The organism is uncultured Alistipes sp., from assembly GCF_910580175.1.
GTDB lineage: Bacteria > Bacteroidota > Bacteroidia > Bacteroidales > Rikenellaceae > Alistipes.
Genome location: NZ_CAJTXD010000005.1, coordinates 1 through 19,041, shown reverse-complemented (window position 1 = coordinate 19,041; position 19,041 = coordinate 1). Strand labels below are relative to the sequence as shown.

General features: G+C 58.3%; 15 protein-coding genes. 7 read left to right on the top strand and 8 right to left on the bottom strand.

Translation table 11 applies throughout. From position 1 onward, the window contains the following. Nucleotides 1-51: 51 nt before the first annotated feature. The 4 genes from QZ298_RS06850 to QZ298_RS06835 form a co-directional block, all read right to left on the bottom strand. Entirely contained in the window at nucleotides 52-1,221 is a 1,170-nt protein-coding gene (locus QZ298_RS06850) for a quinoprotein amine dehydrogenase (RefSeq protein WP_296007180.1), read from the bottom strand. A 15-nt stretch (nucleotides 1,222-1,236) separates the two neighbouring features. Beyond that, nucleotides 1,237-3,309 carry a hypothetical protein gene (locus QZ298_RS06845; protein ID WP_296007177.1) on the bottom strand — a complete coding sequence of 691 codons (2,073 nt, stop codon included), beginning with the start codon at nucleotides 3,307-3,309 and terminating at the stop codon, nucleotides 1,237-1,239. Nucleotides 3,310-3,545: 236 nt separating this feature from the next. Further along, nucleotides 3,546-4,919: a dihydrolipoyl dehydrogenase gene (gene lpdA, locus QZ298_RS06840; protein ID WP_296007175.1), complete on the bottom strand. Its 1,374-nt coding sequence runs from the start codon at nucleotides 4,917-4,919 to the stop codon at nucleotides 3,546-3,548. 55 nt (nucleotides 4,920-4,974) lie between these two features. Continuing rightward, nucleotides 4,975-6,672: a C69 family dipeptidase gene (locus QZ298_RS06835; RefSeq protein WP_296007172.1), complete on the bottom strand. Its 1,698-nt coding sequence runs from the start codon at nucleotides 6,670-6,672 to the stop codon at nucleotides 4,975-4,977. A gap of 264 nt (nucleotides 6,673-6,936) precedes the next feature. On the opposite strand from QZ298_RS06835, the gene QZ298_RS06830 reads away from it, so the two are divergent. Further along, on the top strand, nucleotides 6,937-7,611 hold the full coding sequence (locus tag QZ298_RS06830; protein ID WP_296007169.1) for a YggS family pyridoxal phosphate-dependent enzyme: 675 nt from the start codon (nucleotides 6,937-6,939) through the stop codon (nucleotides 7,609-7,611). Between the two features lie 21 nt (nucleotides 7,612-7,632). Here the strand turns inward: QZ298_RS06830 and fmt are convergent, their stop codons facing one another. The 4 genes from fmt to QZ298_RS06810 are packed head-to-tail and all read right to left on the bottom strand — an operon-like array spanning nucleotide 7,633 to nucleotide 12,138. Beyond that, on the bottom strand, nucleotides 7,633-8,604 hold the full coding sequence (gene fmt / locus QZ298_RS06825; protein ID WP_296007166.1) for a methionyl-tRNA formyltransferase: 972 nt from the start codon (nucleotides 8,602-8,604) through the stop codon (nucleotides 7,633-7,635). A gap of 3 nt (nucleotides 8,605-8,607) precedes the next feature. After that, a complete protein-coding gene (locus tag QZ298_RS06820) occupies nucleotides 8,608-9,831 on the bottom strand; it encodes a bifunctional 3,4-dihydroxy-2-butanone-4-phosphate synthase/GTP cyclohydrolase II (protein WP_296007163.1) in 1,224 nt (407 codons plus the stop codon). Continuing rightward, nucleotides 9,806-11,308 (bottom strand): LptF/LptG family permease, encoded by a 1,503-nt coding sequence (locus tag QZ298_RS06815; RefSeq protein WP_296007160.1) that lies wholly within the window; start codon nucleotides 11,306-11,308, stop codon nucleotides 9,806-9,808. Before QZ298_RS06815 ends, QZ298_RS06820 begins: the two co-directional genes overlap by 26 nt. Then, the gene (locus QZ298_RS06810; RefSeq protein ID WP_296007563.1) at nucleotides 11,305-12,138 is read right to left on the bottom strand and encodes a metal ABC transporter permease; all 834 of its coding nucleotides are present in this window, start codon (nucleotides 12,136-12,138) and stop codon (nucleotides 11,305-11,307) included. The genes QZ298_RS06815 and QZ298_RS06810 overlap by 4 nt, the downstream gene beginning before the upstream one ends. 103 nt (nucleotides 12,139-12,241) lie before the next feature. Between QZ298_RS06810 and mtaB the strand changes: the two genes are divergently transcribed. From mtaB to floA, 6 genes are all read left to right on the top strand, one after another. Beyond that, the gene (mtaB, locus tag QZ298_RS06805) at nucleotides 12,242-13,540 is read left to right on the top strand and encodes a tRNA (N(6)-L-threonylcarbamoyladenosine(37)-C(2))-methylthiotransferase MtaB (RefSeq protein WP_296007157.1); all 1,299 of its coding nucleotides are present in this window, start codon (nucleotides 12,242-12,244) and stop codon (nucleotides 13,538-13,540) included. Between the two features lie 47 nt (nucleotides 13,541-13,587). Continuing rightward, a complete protein-coding gene (locus QZ298_RS06800; protein WP_296007154.1) occupies nucleotides 13,588-14,376 on the top strand; it encodes a hypothetical protein in 789 nt (262 codons plus the stop codon). Between the two features lie 6 nt (nucleotides 14,377-14,382). Then, nucleotides 14,383-15,828: a TrkH family potassium uptake protein gene (locus QZ298_RS06795; protein WP_296007152.1), complete on the top strand. Its 1,446-nt coding sequence runs from the start codon at nucleotides 14,383-14,385 to the stop codon at nucleotides 15,826-15,828. Continuing rightward, entirely contained in the window at nucleotides 15,816-17,369 is a 1,554-nt protein-coding gene (locus QZ298_RS06790) for an SPOR domain-containing protein (RefSeq protein ID WP_296007149.1), read from the top strand. The genes QZ298_RS06795 and QZ298_RS06790 overlap by 13 nt, the downstream gene beginning before the upstream one ends. A gap of 127 nt (nucleotides 17,370-17,496) precedes the next feature. Next, nucleotides 17,497-17,958, top strand: a complete 462-nt coding sequence (locus QZ298_RS06785; protein ID WP_296007146.1) for an NfeD family protein — start codon at nucleotides 17,497-17,499, stop codon at nucleotides 17,956-17,958. A 12-nt stretch (nucleotides 17,959-17,970) separates the two neighbouring features. After that, nucleotides 17,971-18,942 (top strand): flotillin-like protein FloA, encoded by a 972-nt coding sequence (gene floA / locus QZ298_RS06780; RefSeq protein ID WP_296007142.1) that lies wholly within the window; start codon nucleotides 17,971-17,973, stop codon nucleotides 18,940-18,942. Nucleotides 18,943-19,041 lie beyond the last annotated feature (99 nt).

The window sequence follows — 19,041 nt, the reverse complement described above, 5'->3', positions numbered from 1 at the left end:
AGCAGAAGCATCATGCTTCTGCTTTTTGTTGGGGATGGGGAGGATAATCCGTTATTCAACCTCTGCCGGATCGACGATCTCGTGGGTAAGGATGTCGACGTAGAAAGTTTCCGCTTCTTCGCCGCTGCGCGTTCTTGCCGTCGTTACCTGGACGATACGGCTGTTGACTTGGGTATATTCGCGGATTTCGCCCTTGAAGATGCCCATTTTCACTAAAGCCTGTTTTTTGATGTCCGAAACCCACAATGTATGCTCGTCCTGCGCGAAGATGCGCTCCGGGTTCGAGAATGCGAATCCCTTGATGCTTTTGAGCGTCTTGACCCACTCTTTCTTTTCGAAGTCGTAGATGCTGATGGCATTGTTGGCTCCGGTGGCGTACATGCGGTCGGCGGTCATGGCGAAGGTCTTGGGCTTGAAAGGGATCTGCCAGGTCGACTCCTTGATGTCGATGGAGGTGCCGTTCTTGAAATCGTCGTTGATGAGCGACGGGTCGAGTACGCGGATGGTCTGCGCTTCATAGGCTGTCAGCATGATGTGCCCCTCCTTGTCGACCTCCATGTAGTGGGCGGCGAAACCGTTGTTCGAAGCGCTGCCCTCGTTGGGCCCCGCCTGTTTGTAGCGGTTGATCTTCTGGTAGTTTTCGGGCGTGACGTCCGCTTCCTTGTAGACGCTGACTTTGCCGTCCTTGTCGCGGGCGAAAATCAGTCCGTCCTTTACGGTTATCGCTTGTGCCTGGAATACGGGGCCGTTCCAATTGCCGTTGCCGATGCAGGAGAAATATTCCATGTCCGGAAGCGAGAATACATGGATCAGCGATTCCTGTTCGGCCACATAGAGCCGTTTGTCCGTCGCCACGATCGCATTGATCTTGCTCGTGAAGTTCTTTTCTGCGCCATTGACCGTCCAGGTGCTTATGGTTTTGAGCGGTTGTTTCGCTTTCTTGCTATACAGAATCAGGCTGTTCCCGGCTGCGACGCTGTTGGCTACGAAGAGCGTGTCGCCGCGCTGGGCCACTGCATAGGGGTTGAAATCGGCAGCTGCGGCCAACCCCAGCGTTTCGTAGTCGACGGTCTCCAGAGCCTCGTAGGTGTAGTACCAGTAGCTGTTGTAGGCAGCGTTATCCGGATCGGTAATCGGTTCGGGCGCGGCAGTCTCTTCGGTGCAACGCATGCTTGTCAGGGGGCAGACAAGCAAGAGCGTATATATGAATATGCGTTTCATAGTTGTTTCCGATGTTTAGTTGTTGTCGTCTGCGGCATTGAGCTGGCTCAACGGAATGGCATAGAGACACAATCCGCCTACACGGTCGATGATGAAGAGCGTGTTGTGACGGATCAGACACTTGGCCGGATTCTGAAGCGTGATGCCGCCGATGGTCGTGTAGTCTTTGATTATTTTACCTGTCTCGGGATCCACTTCGCAGAATTTCTGCTCCGTCTGCTTCCCGTCGAACGAGACGAACAGCCGGCCGTCGGGACTCCAGGCCGCTCCGAGCGGTCCGGCTTCGAAAGTCAGTTCGCTGCCCGTGGTCAGCTTGCAGGCCATCATGTAGCGGGTATCCAGCTGAACCAGTCTTTTCGAGCGGTAGTCGACCGCATATACGTTGCCTTCGTAGTCGGCGGTCATGGTGTTGTTGGCATCGTTGCCGCCGAAAGCGCTGCTCGCCGCTATGGCGCCGTACGTAAGAAGGTGTTCGGGGAACGCCTTTGCACCGTTGAGGTAGGCATACAGCGTACCGTTGGTCGCAGCCAGGCCCGTAGCGTTATAGCCCAAGTTCAACGTGGCGGTGCACTCGTAGGTTTCGGCATCGAACACGAAAAGCGTGTTGTGGCTTCCCGCCAGATAGATCTTGTCGTGCGTGCGGATGATGTCGGCCGGCGTTCCGATCTTCTGCGTATTGCCGTTGGGCAGCGTCCATTGGGTGAACTGCTTCTCGTGTACGGGTTTTCCCGTCGAAAGGTCGTAGACGTCCCACGTGAAATTCGCCGCCCGGATGTCGTTCGTCACGTACATTTTGTTGCCGTATACGTATACGCTGCGCGGCATGTAGTTTCGTTCTCCCACGCCTGCATCGTTGTAGTCCAGCCGGAAGGAGAGTTCGGGAGCGTCCTTGATCTCGCCCCAGTCGGTATCCAGGAAATCGTTGCCGCGGGCCAGACCGCCGTCCACCTCGTCCAGTTCAGGGTCTTCGATCACGTGTTTCGAAGGACGGTAATATCCGCCGCCGGGCAGGTAGGCGGTTTTGGAGCGGCGGCTGTGGAGGAAGCGGCGCGAGTAGACGGGCAGTTTTTTGGCCAGCGCCAGTTCTTCGTACACTTTGCCGCACAGCGAGGGCCATCCGGGCCCCGTCTGTTCGTAGGTCATGTTGCCTGCATGGCCGTAGCCCAGGCAGTGGGCATATTCGTGGAACATCGTCTCCGTGATGCTCGAATCGTCCGGATATTGCTCGAAATAGACCGATTCGTGCATGCCGAACGTCTCGCCGCCGCCGAGTCCCATCACGCCTGTGGTAAGGCCGAATACCAGACCTCGGTGGCCGATCGCTTGTTTGAGTACGGTTTCTTTGTTGACAAGGTTTTTGTCGTTGTTCGAGTGAAGCGGGCCCCAGGCGTTGAGTTCAGCGGCGAATTCCGGGCTGGAGTACATGTAGGCCAAGTTCAGCGCCATCGCCACGCCTTCGCGGGCATGGCAGGCATGCAGCGGATAGGCCCAGCTGGTCTGGTTGGGGTTGTAGCGGCCGAAGCGGATGTGCCAGTGGCATCCGATCGCTTGCAGGGTCTTCCAGTAGGGAGCGTCGCTCTCGGCCGTCAGCGTGATGTTCTCCTTGGCCAGGTGGGGATTGGCCATGATTTGGATGAGTTTGCCGCTTCGCGTGACGGCTTTTATGTCTTCCGAGGTAAACGGCAGCTGCATGCGGAACTGGTGGAAAGGCATGACCTTTTCGAAGACGAACAACTTGAATTCTTCTTCGTAGCCCTCGATCTTGGCCCATACGGTCACGTTCGGCAGCGCACGCGGGCTGTAGAAGCGGAGTTGGAAGCAGAGATCGTCGTCGAGGGTCAGTTGGAGCGGCTGATCGGTGTAGAACCAGCGTTCGCTGGTGTTGAAGAATACTTCCGACGGTTCATCGTCGTTGAGCATGTAATAGGTGTTCTGATTGTTGTAGTCGGCCGTGGACAAACGAATCGGAAGACCGTCGGGATGCAGTTGCTCCATGTCCGGAACAAGTTGCTCATCGGTACATCCGAGCAACAGAAGGGCGCTGATAATCAACCCCCCCCCGAAAATTTTGGCGAAAACTTTTTCCATCGTTCATGTGATGTTCGGTTGTTCAAAAAACAGGTTTTTGGGTTAAAAACTGGGGACAAAGATAGATATTTATTGCAAATTATTGCATGCCGGGCGATTATTTGGTTCGATTTTTAAATTCGAAGCCGATAAAAGATGCGAATCGCAAGTTTGCAGGGCATTGTTTGGGTTTGGCCGAAAAAACGCCGGACATTCCTTTGAGGAAGTCCGGCGGCGAACGATGGTTCGATCTTTTGTTATAGGTGTATCGCATGCCCGAGCGCCGCTTCGGCGGCTTCCATGATCCCCTCGTTCATCGTCGGGTGGGCATGGATCGTGCGGGCGATCGCTTCGGCCGTGGCGCCCAAGGTGCGGGCCAAAGTCGGCTCGGCCAACATCTCGGTAACGCCGGCCCCTACCATGTGGGCGCCCAGCAGTTTGTCCTGTTCATCGAAAATCAACTTCACGAAGCCGTCGCGGTCGCCGGCAGCCGTGGCCTTGCCTGAAGCTGTGAACGGGAAGCGGCCGATCTTTACGGCGATTCCCTTTTCGGCGGCCTGTTCTTCCGTGAGGCCCACCGATGCCACCTCCGGCGTTGTGAAGATACACGACGGAACGGCCGCATAATCCACTGGCGAGGGATTCAGCCCGCAGACGGCCTCCACGCAGCAGATCGCTTCGGCCGATGCCACGTGCGCCAGCGCCGGACCCGCCACAGTGTCGCCGATGGCGTAGATGCCCGGCACGTTGGTGCGATAGTATTCGTCCGTCGCTACCTTGCCCCGTTCGACAGCGATGCCGAGTTCTTCGAGTCCGATGCCCTCGATGTTGGCTTGCACGCCCACGGCCGAGAGCACCACGTCGGCCGTCAGCGTCTCGGGGCCTTTCTTGCCCTCGATTTCCACCTCGCAGCGGTCGCCGACGACCCGAGCCTGCTTGACTGTGGTCGACGTCAGCACCGTAGCCCGCAGTTTGCGGAATGCGCGCTCCATCGTCTTCGACACCTCCTCGTCTTCGAGCGGCATCATGCGCGGCAGGTATTCGATGACCGTTACCTTGACGCCGAGCGTCGCATAGAAGCAGGCGAATTCGCTGCCGATGGCTCCCGAACCTACGACGATCATCGTTTCGGGCAGTTTCGAAAGGGTCAGCGCTTGACGCGACGTGATGATCCGCTCGCCGTCGATCGGCATGAAAGGCATTTCGCGCGGCCGGGCGCCCGTCGCCAGGATGATATGGTCGGCTGTGTAGTCGGTGCCGTCGACATCGAGATGACCCGGCGCCGTCAGCCGCCCGAAGCCGGCGATCAGGTCGATGTTGTTCTTCTTGAGCAGAAACTGCACCCCTTTGTTCATGGTCTCGGCCACGGTGCGCGAACGCGCCACCATCTTGTCGAGCGCCGGGCGCACTTCGCCCGTCAATTCTACGCCGTATTGTTCTGCGGCCTTGCAGTGGGCATAGATCTGCGCACTTTTGAGCAGCGCCTTGGTCGGTATGCAGCCCCAGTTCAGGCAGACGCCTCCGGCTTCGGCCCGCTCGACGAGTCCTACCCTTTTGCCCAGCTGGGCCGCCCGGATCGCGGCCGCATAGCCGCCGGGGCCGCTGCCCACCACCAGAATGTCGTATTTCATAGCCTTGCGTTATTCATCATCCGGCGCGTCGTAGTGCGGCGCACGATGCGGATTTTTATTCGTTGATCACTTTCAATATTTCCCCGTTGTCGGCCGCTACGGCGCGCTTCCACTTCTCGCCGTAGCCCGGGAATTGGATGTTGTCGGGAATGTCGCGGCCGTTGCCATTATCCACGAAATGGGCCGCAGTGCCCGAACCGTCGAGGAACTCCAGCACGCCGGCGTGTTCGCTCTTGACGTTGCCGTCCATATACTTTACCAGGAGGTATTTGTCCAGCTTCGACCAGCGGTCGAAGAGTGCCTGCGCCGTCCGCACCGAATGGTCGGTCAGGTAGCGCACGCGTTTCTTGGCCGGAAGTGTCGCTGCCTTGGCATCGGTCTGGGGCACCTGCGTTTGCAGCTGGTCGTTCTCCCAGGCATCCACGACCTTGCGGATGTCGGCGGCGATCATGTTGTAGCGCATATATGCAAAATTCGTGACACGGTTGAAAAGCCAGAATGCCGACGTGGGCGAATAGTCGAGCATAGAACCGTTCGTCTCGCTGAAGCAGGCAGGCACTTCGGTCGCCGAGCAGTAGATCGGCGTCAGGCACGAGGTCGCGGCGTCGTCCACGCCGAACCACAGGATGCCCATGTCGCGCGGCACGTCGGGCCGGGCCTGCGCCACGAACCAGAAGCCGGTCTGCTGCGTCGCCGTTGCGCGCTCGTTGCAATACTCCTCGCCGTCCACCTCGAAATACATCGGACGCCAGCGGTAGGGGCAGCCGTGGCCTCCGGCTCCGAGGTCGGCGGTCATGTCCATGGGTGTGCCTTCGTAGTGGTCGCGCATGCAATCGAAGACTGTCTTGGGCGCCACCTTGGCACGTGGTTTTACCCACAGCGGCATCTTATTGGTCTTGTTGTACCCCATCGCATAATCGGTGTAGGTGTCCATGCCGTCGGCCACCGTGCGGAAGAAAGCCCACACACGGGCTTCGCAGCCGCGCAGCGCCCCGAAGTCGGCCGGAGCGTAGGCATCCGAGAAGCTGAACTCCTCGTCGCTGCCCTGGTAATACCCTATTTCACGGGCGAACTCCACCACGTCGGGAGCGTAGAGACAATTTTCGGGGTCGTCTTTCGGGAAGGTCGTGATGCGGGCCTGGTTGGCATGGGCGCAGACGTAACCGTCCGGAATGCGGCGCGCCACCCACACGATGCCCTTGCGGGCGTTGCCGCCCCGACCGTCGTCCTTGAAACCCTTGCCGATCAACTCCATGATCCATGCTTCGTCGGGATCGGCGATCGAGAACGACTCGCCGGACGATGCGTAACCGTAGGTATCGGCCAATTCGACGATCACGTCGATCGCCTCGCGGGCGGTCTTGGCGCGCTGTAACGCGATATAGATGAGCGAGCCGTAGTCGATCCGACCGGTCGGGTCTTCCAGCTCATGGCGTCCTCCGTAGGTCGTCTCGGCGATGATGAGCGAGTGCTCGTTCATGTTGCCTACGGTCGACCATGTACGGGCCGGCTGCGGGATGTCGGTCAGATAACGGCCCGTATCCCATTCGTAGACGGGCAGCAGGGCACCAGCCTTGTGGCGTCCGCCCGGGGTGTGGTAGAGTGCGCCGTAGAGACCGTGCGAGTCGGCGGCATAGGAAACCATCACGGAACCGTCGGCCGAGGCTCCCTTGGTAATGATGAAGTTGGTGCAGGCCAAGGCCGCACCGAACGGTGCGACGGCGGCAGCCAACAGAACGAAGAGTTTTTTCATGGTTCGAGAAATTTGAACAGCGACAGAGTGCCCCGTGTGCGGAGTCGAAAACTGTTCGAACGACGGGAAGACGATCTGCCGCCTACAAATATAGGAAACAAATCGCGAAAAACGAACATCAGGAGACTAAATGTAAAAAGAATGCGGAGCCGGCGGCGAAGAATCGAATGTAATTAGCCGGTCGGAGAACCTAATTTTAATTTCATATTTTTTATCGTGTTGTCCGATTTTTGTCTATTTTTACACGGATAAATTCAGATCGTCATGTTGGAAATTGCCTGCAATCTTTCGCGCATAAGGGCATCGCTGCCCGAGGGGGCGACGCTGGTCGCCGTGTCGAAAACCCACCCTGCGGAGGCTATCCGCGAGGCGTTCGACGCCGGACACCGCATTTTCGGCGAGAGCCGTCCCCAGGAGTTGTGCGCCAAATACGAGGTTTTGCCCAAGGAGATCGAGTGGCACATGATCGGCCACTTGCAGACCAACAAGGTCAAGTACATAGCTCCGTTCGTGCGCATGATCCAGTCGGTCGATAGCGCACGGCTGGCCGAGACCATCCAACGCGAAGCCGCCAAGTGCGGCCGGACGATCGACATCCTGCTGGAGATACATGTGGCGCAGGAGGAGACCAAGAGCGGCTGGAATGTGGGCGAACTGAAACGTTATGTCGAAACGGCGGCATTTTCGTCGATGCCCAACGTTCGTGTGCGCGGCGTGATGGGTATCGCCACCAACACCGACGACGAAAGGGTCATCCGGCGTGATTTCGGGGAGCTGAAACGGTGTTTCGAACTGTTGCGGCCCTACTTCGGCGGGCGGTTCGACACCCTCTCGATGGGAATGTCCCACGACTACCCCATCGCCGTCGAATGCGGGGCCAACATGGTGCGTGTCGGGTCGTCGATCTTCGGAGAGAGGGATTATACGTCCAAGGGTTGAGCGTCCCCGAGCGGGTGCCGGCTATTTCCCGAACCGGTATTGCAGCACGTCGCGCCAGCCTAACAGCAACACCTTGATGGGTAGCCGTTTCTTGCCGGCTATTTGGAGTTCCGATAGGACTATCCAGCCGTCGGAACATGCCACGCGGACGAACGTGCGGCAGTCGCTTTCCACCGAGCCAGGGAGCAGGTCGATGGATGCGGGTTCGAATCGGGCTTCGAATATTTTGGCCGTGATGGGTGCCGTTCCGTCTTCCTTGCGGAGTTCGCTCCAAGCCGCAGGATAGGGCGACAACCCGCGAATGAGATCGACGATCTGCTTTCCGGGGCGGCACCAGTCGATGCGGCAATCCTCCTTGAATATTTTCGGTGCCGGACGCAATATCGATTCGTCGATGTGCTGCTGCTCGATCGGCGCGATGTCGCCCGAGGCGATTCGGTCTACGGTATCGGTCACGAGTTTTGTCCCCGCGTGCATCAGTTTGTCGTAGAGCGTGCCGACGTTGTCGTCCGGCAGAATCGGCATGCGCTCCTGCGCCAAGATGGCGCCCTTGTCGATTTCGTGGTTGAGCAGGAATGTCGTCACGCCCGTTTCCGTCTCGCCGTTCATGATCGCGCGGTTGATCGGCGCCGCACCGCGGTATTGGGGCAGCAGCGAGGCATGGAGGTTGAACGTCCCCAGCCGCGGCATGGCCCAGATCGTCTCGGGCAGCATGCGGAATGCGATGACGATGCCCAAGTCGGGCCGCAGCGCCTGCATCGCCTCGACGAACTCCGGGGCACGCAATTTCTCGGGTTGCAGGATCGGCAGCCCCAGGCTGCGGGCGGCGATCTTCACGTCGCTTTCGTGCATCTTCTGTCCGCGGCCGGCGGGTTTGTCGGGTGTCGTGACGACCGCCACAACGTTGTATCCGCCCTCGACCAGTGCGCGGAGCGACGGCACGGCGAATTCGGGCGTGCCCATGAATACGATCCGTAAATCCTTGGCGTTCATCGGCTATTTCTTTTTGAGTCCCAACGTATGCTGCATGCGCTCCTGCTTGGTTTCCAGGTAGTGTTCGTTGTATTTGTTGGGTGCGATGACGATCGGAACGATCTCGTCGATCTTCAGTCCGTAGCCCTCCAGCCCGGCCCGCTTGAGCGGGTTGTTGGTCAGCAGGCGCATGCGGCGGATGCCCAATTCGCGGATGATGCCCGCCCCCACGCCGTAGTCGCGTTCGTCGGCCTTGAATCCCAGCCGCAGGTTGGCGTCGACGGTATCCAACCCTTCGTCCTGGAGCTTGTAGGCGTGGATCTTGTTGCACAACCCGATGCCGCGACCCTCCTGGTTGAGGTAGACGATCGCGCCTTTGCCTTCCTTGTCGATCATCTGCATGGCCCGGTGGAGCTGATCGCCGCAGTCGCAGCGATACGATCCGAAAATGTCGCCCGTGGCGCACGATGAGTGCACGCGGATCAAGACCGGTTCGTCCTCCGTCCATTCGCCTTTGGTCAGCGCCACATGTTCCACGCCGTTGGATTTTTGGCGGAACGGGGTGATCTTGAAGTCGCCCCATTCGGTCGGCAGGGGTACGGTAACCCCTTTCTCGATCAACGATTCTTCGCGCAGCCGGTAGGCGATCAACGAGGCGATGGATATGATTTTCAAGTCGAATTTCTTGGCGATTTCGCGCAACTGCGGCATGCGGGCCATGGTGCCGTCCTCGTTCATGATCTCGATGAGCGCACCGGCGGGCTGCAAACCGGCCAGACGCGCCAGGTCGACGGCCGCTTCGGTATGGCCCGGACGGCGCAGCACCCCTTTTTCGCGGGCGCGCAGCGGGTTGATATGGCCCGGGCGTCCTAAGTCGACCGGCCGGGTCGCGGGGTCGGCCAGCGCGCGGATGGTCGCCGCGCGGTCGTGGATCGACACGCCGGTGGTGCAGCCGCGTCCCAGCAGGTCGACCGTCACGGTAAACGGGGTGCCCAACAGCGAGGTGTTGTTTTCCTCCATCATGTTGAGACCCAGCTGTTCGCAACGTTCTTCGCTCAACGGGGCGCACAGCACGCCGCGGCCCTCCTTGAGCATGAAGTTCACGATCTCGGGCGTGATCTTTTCGGCCGCGACGATGAAGTCGCCCTCGTTTTCGCGGTCTTCGTCGTCGACCACGATTACCACCTTGCCGGCGCGGAAATCTTCGATGACTTCCTCTACACTATTGAGCGTCGTTTCTTTTGCCATGTCGTTTGAATTTTATCGAATTTCCGAGTTTGCGCACCCGCGGCTCGAGGCGTTCGCGCAGGGCCTTGAACTTGCCGGCATACCAGTCGGTGTCCAGCAGGGCCGAGTCGTTGGTAGCCTTGTAGGTAAGGTATACGGCTATGGGAGTCAGTATGAACGATGAAATCCACATGCCCCATACGGCTTCCCAGTTGCCCTCCTTGACCTGCTTTTCTCCCGAAAGGCTGATGATGTAGTAGATCACGAAGAAGATTACCGACACTACCACCGGCAGCCCCAGACCGCCCTTGCGGATGATGGCGCCGAGCGGTGCGCCGATCAAGAAGAAGATGATGATCGAGACCGGCAGCGACACCTTCTTGTGCCATTCGACTTTCGAACGGTAGAGTCTGTTGAGTGCATCCTTGGCCATCGACTCATCGAACGAGAACATGTTGCGCGAGGTCTTGGCCAGCGTGCGGGCCTGGTTCCAGATGCGCTCCTTTTCGCGCAGGGGCAGCTGCGCGATCGAGTCGGCCGACTGCATCGTGCGGAAGCGGCGCTTGTCTATGCGCAGGCTGTCGGGCAGGGGCAGCACACTGTTGTCGCGGGCGAAAATCTGTTCTTTGAGCAGCGGTTCGTAGGAACTGGTCGTCGCCGTGTTGACTTTCAGCTCCAGCGAGTCGATGTCTTTTTGCAGCTCGTTGATGTTTTTGGTCTGGCTGTTCGACACCTGGCTGCCGTCGCTGCGCTCCATGGCGAAGCCGTCCATGGCGATGGCCTGCTTCTGGAGGTCGAACGTGTGGTGGCGCAGGGCGCTCTTGGTGTACCATTGGTTGTTGCGGGTCTGCTCGTAGGTCTCCCCATTGTAGAGCGTTACCAGAAGATATTTCTTGTCGTCCGAGAGTCGGATGTAGCCCGAATCGGCTACGATGGTGTTCATGTTGCCGTTGGCCGGGCGGTTGTCGTAGATCAGTACGTCGCGCAGCAGGTGCGTGTCGGGGTCTTGGCGCCCGACGCGGATCGACATGTTCTCGATGCCGTTGAAGAAGAGACCGTCCTGGAATTCGAGCGTCTGACGCTGCTGGCGGATGTCGTAGATGATGCTGTACATCTTCTTATTGGCATAGGGCACCAAATTGTTGCCGATGAAGAAACTTCCCACTGCGATGAAACTTACCAGGATCAGCAGCGGCTGGGTAATCCGCACCAGCGAGAGACCCGCCGACTTCATGGCCAGCAGTTCATAGTTCTCGCCCAGGTTGCCCATCGTCATGATGGCGGCCAGCAGCACCGCCAGCGGCAGCCCCAGCGGCAGCATGTTGGCCATCGCATAGGTCATCAGTTCGATGATGATTCCGGCGCTCAGCCCCTTGCCCACCAACTCGTCGATGTAGCGCCACACGAAGTTCATCATCAGCACGAACATCACGATGAAGAACGTGAGGATCATCGGGCCGAGGTAGGCTTTCAGAACGAGTTTGTGGATGGTTTTCATGCGGCGGGAACCGTTTTTCTGCGACGCAAAGTTAAGAGTTTTACAATAACAAGCGCAAAAGTGAGCGTAAATATTATGGCTGCGCCGGGCGGAACTTCAAGATGATAGCTTGCGACCAGCCCCGTTACGTTTCCGGCGACCGCCGTCATGGGTGCCGCGAGGGCGAGCGTGCGGTAGGAGCGCGAAAGCGTGTTGACGATTGCCACGGGCAGCGTGAGCAGCGAGATGAGCAGGACGATGCCCATGACGCGGATCGCCAAGACGATCGTCACGGCGACCACGGCCGCCATGCAATAGGCGATCGCTTGCGTGCGGATGCCGCGGCTGCGTGCGAATTCTTTGTCGAACGCCACGTACATGACGGGCCGCAGCCATAGGGCTGCGCCGACGAGGAGCAACAGCGTAAGAACGGCCAACCCGACCACGTCGCTGCGCGTCACGGTGATGATGCTGCCGAAAAGATAGGCCGACAGGTCGCCCGATGTGTAGCCCGGGCGCAGGCTCATGAAAAGCGCGCCGACGGCCATGCCTACCGACCAGATGATCCCTACGGCCGAATCTTCGCGGATGCGGCCTCGGCTTCCGGCCCACTCGATGCCCAGAGCCGAAAAGACTGCGAAAAGCATCGCCCCTGCAATCGGGTCGGCACCTAAATAAAAGGCGATGCCCAGCCCGCCGAACGAAGCATGGGTAATGCCGCCGGCCAGAAACACCATCCGCCGGCACACCACGTAGGTGCCTGCCAGTCCGCATGTTATGCCCGACAGGATGCACGCCGCCAAGGCGTTGGACAGATAACCGTATTGAAGCAGGTCGTTGAAGAATCCCATGTTCTGTTGCTCGAAAGTGTGCAAATTTACGCTTTTTTCCGGGAAAAACCCTTCTTTTTCGGGCGGTTTTCGTAATTTCGCGGTGGAAAACCCTACCCTTGTTATGCAACCTCGCAGAGTCAATTTTCATACCCTCGGCTGCAAGCTCAACTTTTCGGAGACCTCTACTCTGGCCCGGGAATTCGAGAGCGGCGGTTTCGAGCGTGTCGCGCCCGAAGCCGAAGCCGATATTTGCGTAATAAACAGCTGCTCGGTTACCGAGCATGCCGATAAGAAGTGCCGCAATCTGATTCGCAAGCTCCATCGGCGCAATCCGCAGGCGATCATCGCCGTGACGGGGTGCTACGCCCAGCTTAAACCGCAGGAGATCGCGGCCATCGAGGGTGTGGATCTGGTGTTGAGCAATAACGACAAGGGCGAGTTGTACAAGCGCGTGACCGCCCTTTCGGGCAAGGGGCGTGCGCAGGTTTATAGTTGCGACACCGATTCGCTCACGTCGTTCTTCGCTGCTTTTTCGAGCGGCGATCGTACGCGCGCTTTCCTCAAGGTACAGGACGGGTGTGATTATTGCTGCTCCTATTGCACGATCCACTATGCCCGCGGCGCGAGCCGCAACATGCCTGTCGCCGAATTGGTGGAGGAGGCCTGGCGGATCGCGCAGGCCGGGCAGCGCGAAATCGTCATCACGGGAGTCAACACGGGCGATTTCGGCCGCACGACGGGCGAGAAGTTCATCGACCTGCTTCGGGCCTTGAACGAGGTCGAGGGAATCGAACGCTACCGCATTTCATCCATCGAGCCGAATCTGCTGACCGACGGGATCATCGCTTTCTGCGCCGCCTCGCCCAAGTTCCAGCATCATTTCCATATTCCGCTCCAGAGCGGGTCGGATCGGATTCTGGGGCTGATGCGCCGGCGTTATACCACGGCCCGTTTCGCCGAGCGCGTCGAGGCCGTGCGGCGTGCGATGCCCGGAGCTTTCATCGGCATCGACGTGATCGTGGGTTTTCCCGGCGAGACGGAGACCGATTTCCGCACGACCTACGAGTTTCTGGAGCGGCTGCGGCCTGCGTTTCTGCATATCTTCCCGTTTTCCGAGCGGCCCGGGACACCTGCGGTGGAGCTGCCCGATAAGGTGCAGGCTTCGGTGGCTACCCGCCGGGTGGCCGAGTTGGAGGAGTTGTGCGCCCGGCTGCACGGCGATTTCTGTGCGCAAGGATGCGGCACGGAGGCCGACGTGCTTTTCGAAAGCACGATGCGCGGCGGGATGATGTTCGGCTATACGGGCGAGTATCGCCGGGTCAGGGCGCCCTATGACCGGCAGCGGATCAACACCGTGTGCCGCGTGGTGCTCGGGGCGATGGATGAATCGCACGATTTGTGGGGTGAAATCCGGGAATAATAAGGGAATATCGCTATATTTGCACGATTCAAGAATAAAGTGAATTTATGACGGGTTTACGCAAAAGAGTGACGATCGGTTTTTTGAGCATCGTTTGTTTGCTGTTCTTTTCAGGGATGGTGTCGCTGGTGGAGTTGAGCCGGTTGAGCCATGATACGGACGACATCTTGCGGGCCAACAAACGCAGCATCGAACTGGCCCGGGAGATGCTCGATGCTGCCCACGGACACAACGTGGCGTTGATTCGACTGGCGGTTTTCGGCGATCGTAGCTATGACAGCCTTTGCCGGGCGAGCATGGAGCGCTTGGAAACGGCTTTGGTCGTGGCACAGCACGAGGCGCTGGAGAAATCGTTTCTCGATTCGTTGGCTTTCGCCACCACGGAATTGCGCGTATTGACCGACAACTATCTGGCTTTCGGCATTGCCGGGCGCGACGAAAGAGGTGCCCGAGGAGCGGCCGATCCGGTGGGCGTGCGCTGGTACAACGAGGAGTACGAGTCGTTGTACGGCTACCTGACCGCCGCCGTCAAGAGTTACATGACTTCGACGCAGAGTTCTTTGGCGCCGCGGGCCGAGCAGATGAAAAAAAACGCCTATCGGGCCGTGACGCCTGTGCTGATTTCGCTCGCCGTGATGATTGCCATCGTGTTGATGCTCTATTACTTCATGTCGATCTATTGTGTCGATCCGATCCTGCGGATGAACAAGAGCCTGGGCGACTGGCTGGCGTTCCGCATGCCGTTTGCGGTCAAGGGCGATCTGAAAGACGAAATGTTGGAACTGAAGGAGAAGATCGACGCCTTGATCTCTCTTTCCAAACAAAATAAAGCGTAGTCTGCGATGCGGGTCGACGTGGTGTTGAGGTATATCGGCATGGTAATGCTGTTCATCGCCGGGTTCATGTTGCTTTCGGCCGGCATTTCCTGGCTGGGCGGCATGGATTCGTCGTTCTATCCGCTGCTGCTTGCTGCGCTGCTGACTGCCTTGCTGGGGGCTTTCCCGTTGATCTTCGTCGAGAAGAAGGAACAGCTCTCCAACAAAGAGGGTTTCTGCATCGTCGTCGGCTCCTGGCTGGTGGCCTGCGCCGTCGGGATGTTCCCCTATCTGATCTGGGGCGGCGAATTTACGCTGGTCAACGCGCTGTTCGAAAGCGTTTCCGGCTTCACGACCACCGGGGCCACCGTCTTGACCGATGTCGAGGCGCTGCCGCGGGGCATGCAGTTCTGGCGCATCGCTTCGACTTGGATCGGCGGCATGGGCGTAGTGATGTTCGCCTTGGTAATCCTGCCTTCGATGGGGCGCAGCAAGATGACCCTCTCGAACGTAGAACTCTCCACGCTGGCCAAGGACAATTATCGTTATCGCACCCAGATCATCGTGCAGATTCTGCTGGTGGTTTACCTCGGCTTGACCGTACTGGCGACTTTGTCGCTCAAGTTGGCCGGCATGGACTGGTTCGATGCTGTGTGCCACGGCATGTCGGCGAGCGCCACGAGCGGGTTCTCGACGCGCAATGCCAGCGTAGCCTATTATAATAGTCCACTCATCGATACGATCCTTATCTTCGTGATGGCTACGGCGGGCATCCATTTCGGACTGATATACGCTACGGTTACCGGCAAGCGCAACAACATCTTCCGTTCGGAGGTAACGCGGTGGTATATCGGCATGTTGTTGGCCGGCGGCATTGTGATCGCTGTCAGCCTTTATGCTGCCGATCTCTATCCGACCCTCTCCGCGGCGTTCCGCTACGGGTTGTTCCAGTTCGTCTCGTTGACGACTACCACGGGATTCGCCACGGCCGACACCAATCTGTGGACGCCGCTGGCCGTAGTCGTGCTGATCTTCGGGTCGCTCGTCAGCGCGTCGGCCGGGTCGACGTCGGGCGGCATCAAGATCAACCGGCTGCTGCTGGCCGGCAAGATGATGCGCGTGCGGCTCAAACAGCAGCAGCATCCTAATGCCGTGATCCGCATCCGCATGGATGGCGTGGTGCAGGAGACCGAATTGCTGCATGCAGTAATGACGTTCATCGTCGCTTATCTGGTGCTGATCTTGCTGGGAACGGTCTTCGCTACGGTTTGCGGAGCCGATCTGACGACCGCCTTTTCGGGAGCCGTCGCCATGATCGGCAACGTGGGGCCGGGCTTCGGAGCGGTCGGGTCGATGAACAATTATGCGACGCTTCCCGGGGCGCTCAAGGTTTTCGATGCGTTGTTGATGTTGTTGGGCCGTTTGGAGATTTTCGGATTGATTCAGCTCTTTTTCATGAAATGGTGGAGATAACCAAAGCAGTTCGCAGAATTTGGGTGCTTACCGGGGCGGCATGCTTCGGTACGATGGTGTTGCAGGCCGGTCAGCCCTCCGTCGAGGCGCGTATCGCCGGATTGGAGAACAATGTCGAATACATGACCCTGCTGGTGGAGGATGCGGAATTGCAGATCCGCGAGGATTCCGTAGTCCGTGCTGTGGAGGGCATGCGGCAGCGCCTGCGCGAAAATCCGGAGGACGGGCGCCGTTTTGCAGAGGAGATTCTGGAGCTGGAAAACCGGATTTTCGAAATCCGCACGGCCAAGGGACGGCTCATCGACCGCATCAACACCATCGAACAAGACTGGGTGCTGGCCAATCTCAACGGTGCGGCTGCGACTCCGGAACCGGTCGTCGGGGCTGTGCCTGAAGTACCTGATGCGGAGCAGACCCGCAATCTGGTTTACAATCCGTGTTTCCGCGCCGGCCTGCCTGTGGCCGACTATGCAGCTTTGTTGCAGGCACAGCGTCTGGAGACGGATGCGGCGGAGTGCATGAAGCGTTACGTTGCCAACCACACCACCCTGCGGCAGCTGGCCGAATCCTATCGTGCTGCTTCTACCGAGAACGACGCAATAGCGATCTACGATCGTTATACGATGCTTGAAGCAGAAAACCGTGCGTTGGCCGATTCGTTGTCCGGCTTGTGGAACTATATTTTCGATAATAAGAGCTACGCATACGACTATCTGCTGGACAAGCTGGGGCATGAAGACCTGCTTGCCGCTCAAGAGGATGCCGTGGCCGAAGCGGCTCGCAATATGGCCGAGCTGGAGGGTGCGACGGCCGCGGACGAAATCGTCGATTACGTGTTGCGCAAGCAGGTAATCGTAGATTATGAAACGGCCGTGGCCGGAGCATTGGGGTTGACCAGGTCGGGCGATTCGTTGCGCAGCGTTGCCGTGGAGTTGTGCGCCGTCGATTATCGGCTGCCCCGGCAGACGGTCGAGGAGCGCAGTTTTTTGGTTTTCGACAGCGTGGCGTTTTCTTCCGTTCCTAAATATACGGCCAAGCATCCGATTCCGGAGTGCCGGATCCATGCCCGGGGGACGATCTATCGGATTTTGCTCGGAACCTATCGCACGCAACGCCCGCCGACGATTTTCCGAGGGGCTTTCCCGCTATTCTATACGGTTGACGATCATGGCCAATGGCGCTATTTTGCTGGCGGTTTCGCCACTCGCCAGGAAGCCGAGGATGCCCAGGCGCGCCTGAAGAAACGCGGTTTCGTGCGGCCCGAAATCGTGGTATGGAACGATGGCGTCTATCGGAACGTTTCGGTCGACGGCGAAGCGGCGCCCGGTCTTTTCCGGGTGGAGATCGGCACCTCCGATCCGCTTTCCGAGGAGGTAAAGGCGGCGATTGCCCGCACGGCCCGCGATGCAGGGCTTTCGCGTGCCGGGCAGAAATTCATCGTAGGCATGTTCGACGACCGGGCTGCGGCCGAACGCGTGGAGAGCGCCATACGCCAGGCTGCGCCCGAATTGGAAATAAAAGTTGCGGAAACGACCGAATAGCCGGAAATTTTCGTATCTTTAACTGCGTTTTAGATACTTCCGCCTTAACAAAATCCAAACAAGTTTAGTTTTGTATTCGGCTTATTCGTATCTTTAGAGCGATGGAAATTTCAAATAACGTGCGGCTATGTTTTATATTGCGATTCTCATTCTTTTCGGTTTGTTGTTTCTGATTGCCGAGCTGGTGCTGCTGTCCGGCCTTTCGTTCGGAGCTTTGCTGGCATTGGTGTGCTACGGCAGTTCGATCTATCTGGCATTCTGCGACTACGGGGTTACCGCAGGGTGCATCGTTATTTTGATTATCGTTTTACTTTCGCTTGTGGCTACGATCGTGTCGTTGAGGGCCAAGACTTGGCAGCGGTTTTCGCTCAAGCAGGAAATACGATCTTCTTCCATGCCCCGGCCCGAAGAGGAGTTGCGCACGGGTGCCCGGGGCACTACCCTCTCGCGCCTTTCGCCGATGGGCAAGGTCGAAATCGGCGGCCGGGTCTACGAGGCCAAGTCGCTGGATGCGTATGTCGATCCGCGCAGGAAGGTCGAGGTCGTGGGATTCGAGAATTTCAGCGTCATCGTGAAAACAATCGATTAAAATATTATAAGTATGGACATTCATGCTGGGTTGATCGCCTTGATCGTTTTTGTGGCTATTTTTGCCATCTGGCTTATTTTCTACTTCATTCCGGTGGGCCTTTGGTTCTCGGCCTTGGTGTCGGGTGTGCGGGTCAGTCTGTTGCAACTCATTCTGATGCGTTGGCGCAAGGTGCCGCCTTCGACCATCGTTTCGTCGATGATCGAGAGTACCAAAGCGGGCCTGAGCCTCGATCCCAATGAGTTGGAAGCGCATTATCTGGCTGGCGGCAACGTGACCAACGTGGTGCACGCCCTCGTGTCGGCGCAGAAAGCCAATATTTTGCTCGATTTCAAGATGGCGACGGCTATCGATCTGGCCGGCCGCGATGTTTTCGAAGCCGTGCAGATGTCGGTCAATCCCAAGGTCATCAATACTCCGGCCGTAGCTGCCGTAGCCAAGGATGGCATCCAGCTGATCGCCAAGGCCCGTGTTACGGTGCGTGCCAACATCAAGCAGTTGGTGGGCGGTGCCGGCGAGGAAACCGTGCTGGCGCGCGTCGGCGAAGGAATCGTTTCGTCGATCGGCTCGGCCGCTTCGCATAAGATCGTATTGGAAAATCCCGATTCGATTTCGCGTGTTGTGCTCGAAAAAGGACTCGATGCAGGTACGGCGTTCGAAATTCTTTCGATCGATATTGCCGATATCGACGTTGGCAAGAATATCGGTGCCCAACTCCAGATGGATCAGGCCGAAGCCGACAAGAACATTGCGCAGGCTAAGGCCGAAGAACGGCGTGCCATGGCCGTGGCGTTGGAGCAGGAAAACCGGGCCAAGGCTCAAGATGCCCGTGCCAAGGTAATTCTGGCAGAAGCCGAAGTGCCGCTGGCCATGGCCGAGGCTTTCCGCAGCGGAAACTTGGGCATCATGGACTACTATAAGATGAAAAATATGATGGCTGATACCACGATGCGCGAGAGTATCGCCAGGCCGGAGAAAAAATAATTTTTCGTTCGTATATAGTGCGGTCGGCTCTGCCAAAATGCAGGGCCGACCGCTTCGACGAAATCCAGGGCGTCGTCCACCTCTACCAGGCACTGGGCG